The sequence below is a fragment of the Silanimonas sp. genome (genome assembly GCF_044377035.1).
Classification (GTDB): Bacteria; Pseudomonadota; Gammaproteobacteria; order Xanthomonadales; family Xanthomonadaceae; genus Silanimonas.
The window spans coordinates 90,534-106,061 of sequence record NZ_JBILJW010000009.1; the positions used below are offsets into that span (position 1 = coordinate 90,534).

At 70.3% G+C, this 15,528-nt stretch carries 12 protein-coding genes; 9 read left to right on the forward strand and 3 right to left on the reverse strand.

Annotated features, from left to right (window positions below):
* The first annotated feature begins 136 nt into the window (after positions 1 to 136).
* From ACIQ6S_RS06895 to ACIQ6S_RS06925, 7 genes are all read left to right on the forward strand, one after another.
* A complete protein-coding gene (locus ACIQ6S_RS06895) occupies positions 137 to 841 on the forward strand; it encodes a pirin family protein (protein WP_397607748.1) in 705 nt (234 codons plus the stop codon).
* Between the two features lie 56 nt (positions 842 to 897).
* Positions 898 to 1,467 (forward strand): GNAT family N-acetyltransferase, encoded by a 570-nt coding sequence (locus ACIQ6S_RS06900; protein ID WP_397607712.1) that lies wholly within the window; start codon positions 898 to 900, stop codon positions 1,465 to 1,467.
* 30 nt (positions 1,468 to 1,497) lie between these two features.
* Positions 1,498 to 2,286: an SAM-dependent methyltransferase gene (locus ACIQ6S_RS06905; protein WP_397607713.1), complete on the forward strand. Its 789-nt coding sequence runs from the start codon at positions 1,498 to 1,500 to the stop codon at positions 2,284 to 2,286.
* A 3-nt stretch (positions 2,287 to 2,289) separates the two neighbouring features.
* Positions 2,290 to 4,059: a diguanylate cyclase gene (locus ACIQ6S_RS06910; RefSeq protein ID WP_397607714.1), complete on the forward strand. Its 1,770-nt coding sequence runs from the start codon at positions 2,290 to 2,292 to the stop codon at positions 4,057 to 4,059.
* Between the two features lie 93 nt (positions 4,060 to 4,152).
* Positions 4,153 to 4,431, forward strand: a complete 279-nt coding sequence (locus ACIQ6S_RS06915) for a hypothetical protein (RefSeq protein ID WP_297865268.1) — start codon at positions 4,153 to 4,155, stop codon at positions 4,429 to 4,431.
* Between the two features lie 3 nt (positions 4,432 to 4,434).
* Entirely contained in the window at positions 4,435 to 6,222 is a 1,788-nt protein-coding gene (locus tag ACIQ6S_RS06920) for a diguanylate cyclase (RefSeq protein ID WP_397607715.1), read from the forward strand.
* Positions 6,223 to 6,290: 68 nt separating this feature from the next.
* Positions 6,291 to 7,586 carry an amidohydrolase family protein gene (locus ACIQ6S_RS06925; RefSeq protein ID WP_397607716.1) on the forward strand — a complete coding sequence of 432 codons (1,296 nt, stop codon included), beginning with the start codon at positions 6,291 to 6,293 and terminating at the stop codon, positions 7,584 to 7,586.
* On the opposite strand, the gene ACIQ6S_RS06930 is transcribed toward ACIQ6S_RS06925, so the two are convergent.
* Positions 7,570 to 9,939 (reverse strand): putative bifunctional diguanylate cyclase/phosphodiesterase, encoded by a 2,370-nt coding sequence (locus ACIQ6S_RS06930; protein ID WP_397607717.1) that lies wholly within the window; start codon positions 9,937 to 9,939, stop codon positions 7,570 to 7,572. The genes ACIQ6S_RS06925 and ACIQ6S_RS06930 overlap by 17 nt on opposite strands.
* A 293-nt stretch (positions 9,940 to 10,232) precedes the next feature.
* Between ACIQ6S_RS06930 and katG the strand changes: the two genes are divergently transcribed.
* The gene (katG, locus tag ACIQ6S_RS06935) at positions 10,233 to 12,428 is read left to right on the forward strand and encodes a catalase/peroxidase HPI (protein WP_397607718.1); all 2,196 of its coding nucleotides are present in this window, start codon (positions 10,233 to 10,235) and stop codon (positions 12,426 to 12,428) included.
* A 499-nt stretch (positions 12,429 to 12,927) separates the two neighbouring features.
* Positions 12,928 to 13,470 (forward strand): gamma carbonic anhydrase family protein, encoded by a 543-nt coding sequence (locus tag ACIQ6S_RS06940; protein WP_397607719.1) that lies wholly within the window; start codon positions 12,928 to 12,930, stop codon positions 13,468 to 13,470.
* Positions 13,471 to 13,498: 28 nt separating this feature from the next.
* Here ACIQ6S_RS06940 and aroE read toward each other — a convergent pair whose 3' ends face one another.
* Together aroE and hemB are read right to left on the reverse strand one after the other, a co-directional pair.
* Positions 13,499 to 14,341: a shikimate dehydrogenase gene (aroE, locus tag ACIQ6S_RS06945; protein ID WP_397607720.1), complete on the reverse strand. Its 843-nt coding sequence runs from the start codon at positions 14,339 to 14,341 to the stop codon at positions 13,499 to 13,501.
* Positions 14,342 to 14,378: 37 nt separating this feature from the next.
* Positions 14,379 to 15,368: a porphobilinogen synthase gene (gene hemB, locus ACIQ6S_RS06950; protein WP_397607721.1), complete on the reverse strand. Its 990-nt coding sequence runs from the start codon at positions 15,366 to 15,368 to the stop codon at positions 14,379 to 14,381.
* Between the last annotated feature and the right edge of the window lie 160 nt (positions 15,369 to 15,528).

Here is a 15,528-nt window from a genome sequence, read left to right on the forward strand (position 1 = left end):
ACGTCCGTGTGAGCGGCGCGCGATTGTCGCGCCGGCATGACGATCCGTTGCGGTGCGGGGGCTGCGCTCGAGTGCGCGCGGACGGAGGATGCCCGCCATCGCCGGCCCGACCGGCTTCCGCATCGAGGAGAACCCCATGATCACCACCCGCCCCGGCCACGAGCGCGGCCGCGCCTCGCACGGCTGGCTGCACAGCTTCCACAGCTTCTCGTTCGCCGATTACCTCGATCCGAAGCACATGCAGTTCGGGCCGCTGCGCGTCATCAACGAAGACCGTATCGCCGCGGGTACCGGATTCGGCAAGCACGGGCATCGCGACATGGAGATCGTCAGCTACGTGCTCGACGGTGCACTGGCGCACGAGGATTCGATGGGCAACCGCGCCAGCATCGTGCCGGGCGAAGTGCAGCGCATGAGCGCCGGCACCGGCGTGCTGCACTCGGAGTTCAACCACAACCCGAGCGGGGAGACGCACTTCCTGCAGATCTGGATCCTTCCGGACCAGGGCGGCATCGCCCCGGGCTACGAGCAGAAGATGTTCACCGCCGAGGAAAAGCGCGGCCGCCTTCGCCTCGTGCTCAGCCCCGACGGCGTGGAGGGCTCGGTGCGCATCCAGCAGCAGGCGCGGATGTATGCCGGGCTGTTCGACGGCGACGAGAGCGCCACGCTGCCGCTGGCTGCAGACCGTCTCGGCTACGTGCACCTCGCGCGCGGAGCGGCCAAGGTCAACGGCCACGTGCTGCGCGCCGGCGATGCGCTGAAGTTCGAGGGCGAACCCAACGTCGACATCGAAGCCGGCGACGGCGCCGAGGTGCTGGTGTTCGACCTGCCGCGGGGCTGAGGGCGCGGCTTCCAGCGCCCTACCTTGCCCCGCCAGGCGGCGGGCACACTGGCCGCATGCCGACGCCCGCGCCGCCCGCCTCGACCCTTGCCGCGCCGCCCGCCTCGACCCTTGCCGCGCCGCCCTTCCGCCTCCGCCCGTTCGCCGAGGGCGACCTCGCGCTGTACGCCGCGTTGTTCACCGACGTCGAGGTGATGCGGGCGGTGGGTGAGCCGTTTGCGCCGGACCGCGCCGCGCGCGCAGCCGCGGCCTCCCTGCGCCACCAGGGCGATGCCGGGGGGCGGTTCCGGCATTGGATCATCGAACATCCCCAGGGTTCGGCCGGGCTGCTGGGCCTCGCGCTTCGGGGCGAGGCCTGGCGCGGTGGCGAGGCCGAGTTGGGCGTGCTGCTGTGGCCGGCGTGGCAGGCGCGCGGGGCGGCCACGGCCGCGATCACGGCCGTCCGGCCTTGGGCGTTCGATATCGCGGGCCTGGCGGTCCTCACCTGCCACCACGCCGAAGCGCATGCCGGCGCCGCGGCCCTGATGCGCCGGGTCGGCTTCACCCCTTGCCTCCCTCGCGCGGACGCCCCGCTCCCGGTGGGATGGGAGAGCCGACCCCGCGCGACGGCTCCCGCGCTGGGCTAGGCTCATGGATTCGAAGACCGCACCGGCCCCATGTCCTCCGACTTCCCGTCCGCTGCGCCCCGAGGCCACCTCGCCTGTGTCGGCCTCGGCATGATGCTCGGCGCCCACCTCACCCCGCGCTCGCGAGGTTGGCTGGAAGCCGCGGAGGTCGTTTTCGTGGCCGCCAGCGACGCGCTGGTCGAGCAGTGGGTGGCAACGATCAACCCACGGATGGTCAGCCTGCAGGGCTTCTACGCCGAAGGGAAACCGCGCCAGCAGACCTATCGCGACATGGCCGAGGCCATGCTCGCCGAAGTGCGCGCCGGCAAGCGCGTCGTGGGCGCGTTCTACGGGCATCCCGGCGTGTTCGCACAGGTGCCGCACGCGGCGATCGCACAGGCCCGCGCGGAAGGCTTCGAGGCCGTGATGGACCCCGGCATCTCGGCCGAGGACTGCCTCTACGCCGATCTCGGGTTCGACCCCGGCAAGGTCGGCTGCGCGCACTTCGAAGCCAGCCAGCTGCTGTTCTACCGACGCATCATCGACACCAGCGCTTGGCTGGTGCTGTGGCAGATCGGGCTCGCGGGCGACCGCACCTACGCGGTGCGCGCGAGCACGGTCGAGCAGCGCCAGCGACTGGTGGACCGGCTGCTGCGGGATTACCCCGCCGACCACCCGGTGACGATCTACGAGGCGGCGACCCTGCCCATCGGCCGGCCGCGCATCGACACCCTGCCGCTCGCGCAACTCGCCCACGCCGCGCTGCACATGCACAGCACGCTCGTGCTGCCGCCGGCCCGGTCCCTGGAGCCCGAGCCCGCGCACCTCGGGGTGACCTGAGCCATGAGTCGCTGGGCGTTGGTCCTGCTGGGCGTGGCCCTCGCCATCGAGGGCCCGGTGGCCGTGGCCGCCGAACGCGCTGCGGATACCCTCGACAACGCACTCCAGGCGGAGATGGCGCGGCTCTACGCGCTGAGGACCGTCGACCCACTGGCGTTCGTCGCGCGCACCCGCGAACTTGAAGCGGGGCCGCCGCCGCCGCGCTTGGCGCAGCGCCAGTTCCTGCAATTCCTTGCCGCCAATCGCGAGGGCTTGGAAGGCCGATTCGTCGAGGCCATGGCTCGTGTCGAGCCTTTGGCGGCCACGGCCGAAGACCCAGCGCTGCGCCTGATGGCCGGGACCTACGTCATCAATATGCGTGCCGGCACCCGCGAGTTCGAAGCGGGACTGCGTGACCTGGACCGCTTGCTGAAGGCGCACCCCAAGGCCGAAGGCCCGCTTCGCGAGGCGGTTCACACACTTTGGGCGACGGCATCGATCTTCTACGCCGAGCTGGGAAAGCCGGAGTTGTCGGCGTGGCATGCCCAGCGCCTCGCCGACGCCGTGCCATCGCCCCGCAACGCGTGCACCGCGCAACACTTCATCATCCGGGCGCGCCAGGCCACGGCCGACCGCACGCTGTCCGGGAGTGATTTCGAGCGGGCGGATCAAGCCTGCCGCGCGGCCAACGAGAACGGCGTTTTCCTGGGGTTTTCGGCCCTCTCCCACGCCCGCTTCCTGCGCGACACGGAAGGCAACGACGCGGCGCTGGCACTGGTGATGGCCCAACGTGACGGGATCGAATCCACTCGCTATCCACGCCTCGTGGCCGAGGCCCACGCGCTGGCCGCGGAGCTGCTCCTCGCCGCCGGCCGCATGACGCAGGCCGAGAGCGAGGCACAGCGCGCCATCGAGACGTCGAAAGACACACCCACCAGCCTGCCGGTCGCCATGGCCGAGAAGGTGCTGTTCGACATCCATCGCCAGCGCGGCGATGCCAGCGGTGCGCTGCGGCATCTCCAGCGCCACATCGCCGCCAATCGCGCCTTGGCCGAGGAGGGCCTCACCAAGGAACGCGCCTTCCGAACCGTGCAGCACGAGAGCCTCCAGCGCGAACAGCAGCTCGCCCTCGCCACGGAACGGAACCAAATGCTCGACCTCGAGGCCCGGCTCGCCAAGGCCGAGTCGCGCAACGCCGCGGCCCTGTCGGCTTTGCTGCTGCTCACTGTCGCCGGCCTCGTGCTTTGGGGATGGCGCCTGTGGGCCGACGCCCAGCGGTTCCGCGCACTCGCGCAGACCGATCCGCTGACCGGCCTCGCCACCCGGCAGCACTTCGCCGAGCTCGCCGCCGCGGCGCTGGAGCGCGGACGCGCGGACGGACGGCCGCTGGCGCTGGTGGCTTTCGACCTCGATCAGTTCAAGGGCGTCAACGACCGCCACGGCCATCGGGCCGGCGATGCCGTCCTGCGCACCATCAGCGAGGCGGTGCGCGCCGTGCCGGCACCATTGCCGTGCATCTTCGGCCGCATCGGCGGCGAGGAGTTCGCCGTGCTGCTCGATGGCGCGACCGAAGCGCAGGCCGCCACCTACGCCGAAGCCTTGCGCCGCGCCATCGCCTCTGCCGAAGCGGTCGTTGAAGGAGGACGGGCCGTCACGGTCACCGCCAGTTTCGGCCTGAGTGGCACGCATGACGCGAGCCACGACCTGCAGGCGCTGCTCGACCTCAGCGACCGCGCGCTCTATCGCGCCAAGAACGGGGGCCGCGACCGCGTCATGGCCTCCGACGCCGCCTGAGCCAGCCTACGTCGACCTCCGGGCCCGGGCACGATCGGCCGAAGAGCGCTAGCATCGGGTCCTCGACCCCGAAACCGGACGCCAGCGCCTGCCATGACCACGCCGTTGATCGCTTTCCTCGACACGCTGGGCCGCCTGCCGCCGATGGCCGATTTCGAGGCCAATGTCGCTGCGCTCGACGTGGATGCACCCACGCGTGAAGCCCTGATCGCTCGCGATAGCGAGGCACTGGCGCGCGCCTTCGGAACGGCGCCCGCGATGTGGTGCGCCGTGCATGCGCCTGAGGACGAGCCCAAGCCCATCGACGACGTCCCCGGCGACGAGCCGGCGCGCGAGCCCGACCAGCGTCCGGGCCCCGACCCGTCCCACTGAGCCATGCGTGCGGCCTCGGCCCTGCTGCTGACCCTGGCGCTCGCCATCGGCGCAGGAGGGCTGCGGGCCGGCGAAGCGAGCCGCGACGGCACCGATACGGCGCTCCAGCAGGAAATGGAGCGCCTGTACGCGCTGCGAACCGTCGACGCGCCCGCGTTCGTGGCCCAGACCCGCGCCCTCGAGGCCCGGCCGAAGCCCTCGAACCTCGGGCAGCGCCAGTTCCTTGAGTTCCTCGCGGCCAACCGGGCGACCTTCGAGGGCCGCATTCCGGACGCCATCGCGCTGGCCCAGCCACTGGCTGAGTCGGCCGAGGATCCGAAATTGAGGCTTTCGGCTGGCATCTTCGTCATCAACATGCGGGCTGGAACCCGCGAGTTCGAAGCCGGGCTGCGCGATCTGGACCGCCTGTTGAAAGCGAACCCGAAGGCGGAGGGGGCGCTTCGTGATGAGATCATCGGTATCTGGAATGTGGCGGCGATCTTCTATGCCGAACTCGAGCAGCCCGCGCTGTCGGCCTGGTATGCGCAGCGCCTGCTCGAAAGCCGTCATTCGCCCCGGATGGACTGCTTCGGGCAACACTTCGCGATTCGCGCCCGCCAAGCCGTGGCCGATCCGACGCTGTCGTCGATCGATTTCGACCGGAATTACCAGCGCTGCCGCGACGCCGGGGAAGTGGGCGTCCTGCCCGGCCTGGTCGGGCTTTCTCACGCCCGCTTCCTGCGCGACGCCAACCGCTCCGACGAGGCCCTTGGACTGCTTGAGGATCGCGTCGGGCACATCGAATCCACCCGCTACCCTCGCCTCGTGGCCGAAGCCTATGCACTGGATGCAGAGCTGCTGTTCGCCGCCGGCCGCGTGACGCAGGCCGAACGCCAGGCGCAACGGGCCATCGAGACGTCGAAGGACACCCCCACCAGCCTGCCGGTCGCGATGGCCGAGAGGGTGCTGTTCGAGATCCATCGCCAAAGCGGCGACAGCAGTGCCGCGCTGCGACACCTGCAGCGCCACATCGGCGCCAATCGCGCCCTCGCCGAGGACAGCCTCGCCAAGGAGCGCGCCTTCCGCACCGTCCAGCACGAGAGCCTGCAGCGCGAGCAGCAGCTCGCCCTCGCCACCGAACGGAATCGCGTGCTCGACCTCGAAGCCCGGCTTGCCAAGGCCGAGTCGCGCAACGCGATCGTCCTCGCCGGCGTACTGCTCCTCACCGTCGGCGGCCTCATCGCCTGGGGCCGACGCCTGTGGACCGACGCGAAGCGCTTCCGCGAACTCGCGCAGACCGATCCGCTCACCGGCTTCGCTTCGCGCCAGCACTTCACCGAGCTCGCCGCCAAGGCAGTGGCCCGCGCACGCACCGAAGCCCGGCCGCTGATGCTGGTCGCCTTCGACCTCGACCACTTCAAGCGCATCAACGACCGCCACGGCCACTTGGCCGGCGATGCCGTCCTTCGTGCCGTGAGCGAGGCGGCACGCGCCGTGCCCGCCCCGGTGCCGCGCACGATCGGCCGCATCGGCGGCGAAGAGTTCGCCATCCTGCTCGATGGCGCGACCGAGACGCAGGCCGCCACCTACGCCGAGGCCTTGCGCCGCGCCATCGCGTCTGCCGAAGCGGTCGCGGACGGGGGTGCGCTCCTGACGGTCACCGCCAGTTTCGGCCTCACCGGCACGCATGAAGCGGGCCACGACCTGCAGGCGCTCCTCGATCGCAGCGACCGCGCGCTCTACCGCGCCAAGAACGAGGGCCGCGACCGCATCATCGCCACCGACCGCGCCCACGCCCTCGAAGCGGCCTGACCGGTTGCTTCCGCCTCCGCAGCGCCGGTGCCTCCATGCACCCACATCGATCCACTAAGGAACGTTCCATGCCCAAGCCGTCGCTGCGCCCGATCGCCCTCGCCCTCGTGCTCGCCCTGCCGCTCGGGGCCAGCGCCGATGCGCAGGCTGCCAGCACCGTCGTCAGCGCCGATCGCCTGTTCGACGCCCGCAGCGGCCGCATCCAGGCGGATGCGGAATTGCTCGTGGTTGACGGCCGCATCGCCGCCATCGCCACCGGCGGCAAAGCGGTGGCGGCACCGGCCGACGCGACGCGGGTCGACCTCGGCGACATGACCGTGCTGCCCGGACTGATCGACATGCATGTGCACATCGACAGTGACCCGACGTACAGCGGCTACACCGGCCTGCAGTTCAACGACCGCTACTGGTCGGTGGTCGCGGTGCCGCACGCGCAGCGCACGCTGGAGGCCGGCTTCACCACCATCCGCACCCTGGGCGCCGACGCCTGGAATGACGTCGGTCTGCGGCAGGCGATCGACGAAGGCAAGGTGCACGGGCCGCGCATCATGACGGCCGCGTACGCCTTCGGCGCCACCGGCGGCCACTGCGACAGCACCTACTTCCCGCCCTCGATGGCGCAGCGCAGCCGCTACAACGCGGACAGCCCGGACGAAGGCCGCCAGCGCGTGCGCGAGTTGCGCAAGTACGGCGCGCAAGTGATCAAGATCTGCGCCACCGGCGGCGTGTTCTCGCGGAACACCGAACCCGGGCAGCAGCAGATGCGCTTCGAGGAGATGAAGGCCGTCGTCGACGAGGCGCACCAGTGGGGCCTCACCGTCGCGGCACACGCGCACGGCGCTTCGGGCATCCGCGAGGCGATCCGCGCCGGCGTCGACACCATCGAACACGCCAGCCTGATCGACGACGAGGGCATCCGCCTCGCCAAGGCGAATGGCGCGTGGCTGTCGATGGACATCTACAACACCGAGTACACGCAGTCCGAAGGCGCGAAGAACGGCGTTCTTCCGGACAACCTGCGCAAAGACCGCGAGATCGCCGAGGCGCAGCGGCAGAACTTCAAACGCGCCCACGAAGCGGGCGTGCGCATGGTCTATGGCACCGACGCCGGCATCTTCCCGCACGGCGAGAACGGCAAGCAGTTCGCGGTGATGGTGCGCTATGGCATGACACCCGCCGAGGCCATCCAGGCCGCGACGATCAACGCCGCCACCGCGATGAAGCGCGAGGACGTGGGCGCGCTGGAGACCGGCCGCTTCGCCGACCTGATCGCCGTGCCCGGCGACCCGACGCAGGACGTGACCCTGCTCGAGCGCGTGCCTTTCGTGATGAAGGGCGGCGCCGTGGTCAAGGACGCGCGTTGAGTTCGCGCGCCTCGACCCAGGCGATCAACTTGTCTTCCGGCATGGGCTGCGCGATCCCGTAGCCCTGCAGGGCATCGCAGCCGAGGTTTCGGAGGTACTCCCGCTGCTCGTCGGTTTCGACGAACTCGGCCGTGGCATGGAGCCCGAACGCCTTCGCAAGGCCGAGGATGGAGCGGATGATGCGATCGCCATCGCCCCGGTGGTCGCGCACGAACTGTCCGTCGATCTTGAGCGCCGAAGGCTTCAGCTCGGCCAAGCGGGCCATCGACGAGTAGCCGGTGCCGAAGTCATCGAGCGCGATGCGCAGGCCGAGGGAACGGAGCCGCTCGATGACCCCGGTGATGGCATCGGCGTCGGCGGCGAGCGCGCTTTCGGTGACTTCCAGCAGCATCGCTTCGGGAGGGACGCCCGCGGCACGCACGAGGCCGTCGATGCGTTCGACGATGCCGGGGCTCAGCAGGGACGGCGGCGCGAGGTTGACCTGGAGCACCAGGGCGGGAATCGAGCGCCGAAGGGCCACGAGGGCCGGCAGCGCTTTGGCCAGCACCTGCAAATCGAGTTCGGCGCTGAAGCCAGCCTCCTCGGCCACTGGGACGAAGCGCGCCGGCGGCACGCGTCCGCGCTCGGCATCGTTCCAGCGCGCCAAGGCTTCGACGGCGGTCAGGCGGCCGTCGATCGCGGAAACAATCGGCTGGAAAGCAACATCGATGCGGCCTTCGTCGAGTGCGCGACGGAGGCGACGTTCGATCGATTCGCGCTCGACGAGGGCCTCGCGCATCGAGGGCACGTAATCGACGAGCCGGCTCCCCCCGGCCCGCTTTGCCTCGTACATGGCGATGTCGGCCCGACGCAGCCAGTCACCTGGCGAATCCAGGTCCGTCGACAGCGACGCCCGCCCGAGGCTGGCGCGGAGGCGGAGCGCGTGCCCGGCGGCGTCCAGGACGCGAACGTGCGCCACCGCGTCGAGCACCTCGCGGCCGATGTCGTCGCCATGGTTGGCGAGGATCGCGTATTCGTCGCCGCCGAGGCGGAACACTTCCGCCCGCTCTCCGAGCTTGGCGGCGAGGCTGCGCGACAGCGCCACCAGCATCGCGTCGCCCGTGGCGTGGCCGTGCACGTCGTTGATCGCCTTGAATCCATCGAGGTCAAGCAAGTGCAGCGAGGCCGGCCAGCTGCGGCCTGCCGTCATCAACACCTCCAGCCGGGCCTGCAGGGCCGCTCGATTGCCGAGGCCGGTGAGCGGGTCGCGCAGGGCGGCCTTCCGCCATTCGGTCCGCGCGCCGTCGAGGGTGCGGTAGATCGTGCCGAACTCCTCGCCCAGCAAGGTGAGCTCGTCGCGCGGCCCGGGGAGGTCCATGCGCCGGATGGTGCCGACCCGTAGCGCTTCGACCTCCCGTCGGAGGGCCTGGATGCGGACGAGCACCTGCCGCCTCAGCAGTTCGATCAGGAAATAGATCAGGACGCCCAACAGCAACGTCTGCTGGACAACGGTGACCACCTGCACCTGCCCCAGCAGCCCGGAGAGCTCGTAGGGATGGCGCGCGACCGCCATGACCTCCGTTCCGAGGATCGGGTCGTCGATCGGCACGGCGAGCAGGGCGGCATCCTCGCCAGCCTCGATGGGCGGCCGGCCCGGATCGAAGGCGACGATGCGGTAGTCGACCTGCGATTCGACGGCGCGTGCGGCGAGTCGCTCGCGGTCGACGGCCCGGAGGATCATCACCAGGCCGCCGTTCGGCGGCTGCCCCTGGTAGCCCACCGCGCCGATCGCGACCTGGATCCATTGGCCGCCGTGCTCGATCCAGGTGATCCCCGCGTCGCCGCCGTCGCGCACGGCCGCGGCCCTCGGCAACTGGCGAAGGCGCTCGACCAGCGCGGGGGCCAGCCCAACCAGGCCCATGGCACCCTCGAACGCCGGTTCGGCCAGGGCGGCGTCGCCGAAGCCCTTGGCGGCGCGCTCCGCGACACCGGCGACGAGCACCTGCCCCTGCGGCGACAGGACGAGCACGCCGTCGGTGTCGGCGTTGTCGAGGAACCACACGTCGAAGGTGTCCCGACGGAAATCCGGGTCGCCGCTCTCCACGAACGCCGCCATCGCGTTCCAATAGGCGTAGTCATCGACGACCGTGCGCAGCAGGTCGGCCTTGGCGCGCTCGATGCTCGCCACGCGATCCCAGGCGCGCTTCGCCTCCTTCGCTTCGACGGCTTCGACCATGCGACCGATCAGGCCGAAGGTGATCGCCGCCATGACCACGACAAGTGCTGCCCCGATCGCGAGGAAGGCACGGACGAGCCGCGACTGCAGGCTGACGACCGGCGACAGCGGGGCGTTGGTTCGTGGCGCGCTCGTCATGCGGCGCGATCCTCGGGATGGAGTACAGGCAAGCAGTTGACCGACGCAGTACTGCAGTCCTCTGACAAGGCGGCAACGGCGCGTGAATCGCTCGCAAAGCGCGCTACGACGCACGCAAGCCACGTGATCGCGGTCACACGCGATGACGCATGCGGCGATAGCTAGCGCCTATCGAAATGAGTCAAACAATCCATTTCCCCATTGTCATGGGAGGGGCGTAGGTTGCTGGGCACGCGGCATCCCGTCGCGCCAGCGCCGCACCCCCGCCGCGCGGATCCTCACAGGAGCCTCCCATGTCCACTGAACCGAAGTGCCCGTTCTCCTCCGGCAGCCGAACGACCTCGCAGACCGGCCAAGGCGGCAACGCCGCGTGGTGGCCCGAGCAGCTGAATCTGTCGATCCTCCACCAGCACTCGACGAAGTCGAACCCGCTCGGCGGCGACTTCGACTACCGCAAGGCCTTCGCGGCGCTCGATATCGACGCCGTCGTCGCCGACCTCAAGGCGCTGATGACCGACTCGCAGGACTGGTGGCCGGCCGACTATGGCCATTACGGCCCGTTCTTCGTCCGCATGACCTGGCACGCCGCCGGCACCTACCGCATCCATGACGGCCGCGGCGGCGGCGGCCATGGCGGCCAGCGCTTCGCGCCCGAAAACAGCTGGCCGGACAACGGCAACCTCGACAAGGCGCGCCGCCTGCTGTGGCCGGTCAAGCAGAAGTACGGCCAGGCCCTGAGCTGGGCCGACCTCTTCATCCTCGCCGGCAACGTCGCGATGGAGACGATGGGCTTCAAGACCTTCGGCTTCGCCGGTGGCCGCCCGGACATCTGGGAAGCGCAGGACGACATCGACTGGGGCCCGGAGACCACGTGGCTCGGCGACATGCGCTACAGCGGCGACCGCGAGCTCGCGAATCCGCTTGGCGCGGTGCAGATGGGCCTGATCTATGTGAATCCGGAAGGCCCGAACGGCAACCCGGATCCGGTCGCCTCGGCCCGCGACATCCGCGAGACCTTCGCCCGAATGGCGATGAACGACGAAGAGACCGTCGCGCTCGTTGCCGGCGGCCACACCTTCGGAAAGGCGCACGGCGCCGGCCCGGCGGACCACGTCGGCCGCGAGCCAGAAGGCGCGCCGATCGAGGCGCAGGGCTTCGGCTGGGCCAACAGCTTCGGCAGCGGCAAGGGCGGCGACACCATCACCTCGGGCATCGAAGGCGCGTGGAAGCCGAACCCGACCACGTGGGACAACGGCTACTTCGACACGCTGTTCGGCTACGAGTGGGAACTGACCAAGAGCCCGGCCGGCGCGCACCAGTGGAAGCCCAAGGGGGACGCCGGTGCCGGCACCGTCGTCGACGCGCACGATCCGAACAAGCGCCACCAGCCGATGATGACCACGGCCGACCTCGCGCTGCGCTTCGACCCCGCCTATGAGGCGATCTCGCGCCGCTTCCACCAGAACCCGGCCGAGTTCGCCGATGCGTTCGCCCGCGCTTGGTTCAAGCTCACGCACCGCGACATGGGCCCGCGCGCCCGCTATCTCGGCAAGTTGGTGCCGAAGGAAACCCTGATCTGGCAGGACCCGGTGCCGGCCATCGACCACGCGCTCGTGGACGCCGGCGACATCGCCGCGCTGAAGGCGCAGGTGCTGGCCTCCGGCGTGGGCATCCCCGCCCTCGTCTTCGCGGCCTGGGCCTCGGCCTCGACCTTCCGCGGCAGCGACAAGCGCGGCGGCGCCAACGGCGCCCGCATCCGCCTCGCCCCGCAGAAGGACTGGGCGGCCAACCATCCGGCTGAACTGGCGAAGACGCTGGCCGCGCTCGAAGTCGTCCAGAAGGACTTCAACACCAAGGCCCCGGGCGGCAAGAAGATCTCGCTGGCGGACCTGATCGTGCTGGCCGGTGGCGCCGCCATCGAAGCCGCGGCCAAGGCCGCGGGCCAGTCGGTGACCGTGTCCTTCCACCCCGGCCGCACCGATGCCGGCCCGGAGCACACCGATGCCGCTTCGTTCGCGGTGCTCGAGCCGCAGGCTGACGGCTTCCGCAACTTCGCCAAGCCGGGCCGCGAGGCCAAGGCCGCGGAGCTGCTGGTCGACAAGGCCCAGTTGCTGACCCTGACGGCGCCCGAGATGACGGCGCTGGTCGGTGGCCTGCGCGTGCTCGGCGCCAACACCGGCGGCAGCGCGCACGGCGTGTTCACCCACCGTGCCGGCGTGCTGAGCAACGACTTCTTCGTGAACCTGCTCGACATGGGGACGGCGTGGTCGCGCTCGGCCTCGAACCCGAACGTGCTGGAAGGCCGCGACCGCAAGAGCGGCGCCGTGCGCTGGACGGCCACGGTGGTCGACCTGGTGTTCGGCTCGAACTCGCAGCTGCGTTCGCTGGCCGAGGTCTACGCGCAGAGCGATTCGGCGGCGAAGTTCACCGCCGACTTCGTGGCAGCGTGGACGAAGGTGATGGAGCTGGACCGCTTCGACCTGCGCTGATCGGACGCGTCACGGCTGAAAGCGCACGGGGTGGGCTGGCGAAAGCTGGCTCACCCCGTTTCGTTTGCAGCGCATTTCGCCGAGTGCTGGCTGCGCCACAGCGCGCCGTCGCCAACCCACTCGCGGGGATGCCACAAGCTCGCCGCGAGCGCATGGATGGATGTGGCGAGAGTGCAGCGGAGTGCGCGCGTGTCGTTTCGGACTCGCGGAGTTCCGCGAGCGGCGGCGCAGGGCCGGCCGCCAAGGCGAATAAGGAGCCCCGGCACGCTGTTGAGGCGCAAGGTCCGAAGGACCGGCTCAGGGATGAGCCATCCGATCGAGGGGCAGGACGCCCCCTTCGATCGGACCGCCGGAAATCTCGCCTTGAAGGCGACGGGGCGGGCCAGCCTTGGCAGACGGCCCTGCGCTGGCGCCATGGAGATCCCCGCGATCCACCACCGCAACCGCGCGACGCGCGCCGCTACACTCCGTCGCATCCTTTCGACCACGAGCCACCGCCATGCCCATCCGCCCCTTCCGCGACAAGACGCCCGTGCTCGGCGAACGCTGCTACGTCGACGAGGGAGCGCACGTGATCGGCGACGTGGTGCTGGGCGACGACGCCTCGCTGTGGCCGGGCGTGGTGGTGCGCGGCGACGTCAACCACATCCGCATTGGCGCGCGAACCAACGTGCAGGACGGCACCATCATCCACGTGACGCACGAGGGCCCGTACACGCGGCCCGACGGTTTCCCGACAATCATCGGCGCCGACGTCACCATCGGCCACGCGGCCTGCATCCACGCCTGCACCATCGAAGACGCCTGCCTCATCGGCATGAAGGCTCTGGTGCTCGACGGCGCGGTGGTGCGCAAGCACGGCTTCGTCGGCGCGGGTGCGGTGGTGCCGCCGGGCAAGGTCGTTGAGAGCGGCGAGCTGTGGTTGGGCAATCCGGCCAAGCCGGGGCGCCGTCTGAGTGACCGCGAGATCGAACAGCTCTACTACTCGGCCAAGCACTACGTGCGACTGAAAGACCAGTACCTCGGCCTGCCGCCGCAGTAAGCCGCCAACGCAAAGCAACCGAGGGCGATCACTCCGCCGTGTGCAGGGCCACCGCGCCGGCGCGAAGTTCGCTGTAGATCGGGTCGGTGTCGGGCGTCTGCCCGTGCCAGAGCCGGAAGGCTTCGGCGGCCTGCTCGACCAGCATGCCGAGCCCGTCGAGCGCGGTCTCGCAATCCTGCGAACGCGCCCACGACAGGAAGGCGATGGCGGCTTCGCCGTAGCTCAGGTCGACCGCGAGGGTGCGTTCCGTGGCCAGCGACGACGGCAGCGCCATCGCGCTGGCGCTGCGCCCCGCCGACGTGGCGTTGACGATCATGTCGAACACGCCGAGGTTGGGCAGGTCGTCCCAGTAGCGCGTGTGCACGCGACCGGGTTCGCCGAGGCGGTCGCTCAGGGCGTCGGCGCGGTCCGGGCTGCGATTGACGATCCACAGCGATTCGATGCCGGCATCGAGCAGGGCGGGAGCCACGCCGTGCGCGGCCCCGCCGGCACCGAGCAGCAGCACCTTGCGCGCGCGCAGATCGAGCCGATGGCGCTCGGTGAGGTCGTGCACCAGGCCGGCGCCGTCGGTGTTGTCTCCGTGCCAGCCATTGCTGCCGCGGATCAGGGTGTTCACCGCACCGCAGCGGCGCGCTCGCTCGGAGAGCGTCGCGCACAAGGCCCGCGCGGCTTCCTTGTGCGGCAGCGTCACGTTGAGGCCCGCGCCCCCGGCTTTCGCGAACGCGGCGACCGCCGCGTCGAAACCGTGCGGCGCGACATCGATCAGGCCGTACTCGACGGCGATGCTGCACTGCGCGCCGAAGGCGGCATGGATGCGCGGCGACAGCGAATGTGCAACAGGCTGGCCAACCAGGGCATAGCGTCCGCTCATGGCGTTCTCTCCTTGACGAAGCGGTGGGAGCACCCGTTCAGCCTGCGCGCAACCAGCGCGCGGCGTCCAGCGCGAAGTAGGTCAGGATGGCGTCGGCACCGGCGCGCTTGATCGACAGCAGGGCCTCGAGGGCGCAGGCGCGCTCGTCGAGCCAGCCGTTCTGAGCGGCGGCTTTCAACATCGCGTACTCGCCGCTCACCTGATAGACGAAGGTGGGCGCTCCATAGGCGTCCTTCACCCGGCGCACGATGTCGAGGTAGGGCAGGCCCGGCTTCACCATGACCATGTCGGCGCCCTCGTCGAGGTCGAGGCCGACCTCGCGGATGGCCTCGTCGCTGTTCGCCGGGTCCATCTGGTAGGTGTATTTGTTGCCCTTGCCGAGGTTGCCAGCGCTGCCCACCGCATCGCGGAACGGCCCGTAGAAGCTGCTGGCGTACTTCGCCGAGTAGGCGAGGATGCGTGTGTGCACGTGGCCGGCGGCTTCAAGCGCATCGCGGATGGCGCCGATGCGGCCGTCCATCATGTCGCTGGGCGCGACCACGTCGGCACCGGCCTCGGCGTGGCTGAGCGCCTGCTTCACCAGTGCATCGACCGTGGCGTCGTTGACCACGTAGCCGCTGTCGTCGATCAGGCCATCCTGGCCGTGCGTGGTGAACGGATCGAGCGCGACGTCGGTGATGACGCCGAGCTGCGGGTAGGCGGCCTTCAGCGCACGCACCGCGCGCTGGGCGAGGCCCTGCGGGTTCCAAGCCTCGGCGGCGTCGAGGCTCTTGGCCTGGGGCGGGGTCACCGGGAACAGCGCCAGCGCCGGGATGCCGAGCGCCACGGCCTCCCCGGCGACCTTCAGCAGTTCATCGATCGAGACCCGCTCGACGCCGGGCATCGAGCCGATGGCCTCGCGGCCCGGAAGCTCGTGGACGAAAACGGGCAGGATCAGGTCGTCGGGCGTGAGGCGGTTCTCGCGCACCAGGCGGCGTGAAAAGTCGTCACGACGAAGGCGACGCGGGCGTTGGCGGAGGGCACTCATTCGGGAAAACGTCGGCAGGCAGGGGATGGGTGCCGATGGTACGCCGGCGGGGGCGGGCGGCAGGGCAAGACGGCCATCCCATTTCGACCGGGCAACCGGGCTTACACTCGGCCGGATGACGACGCCACCCTCCCCTCGCAGGACCGCGCCGGGACCCGCA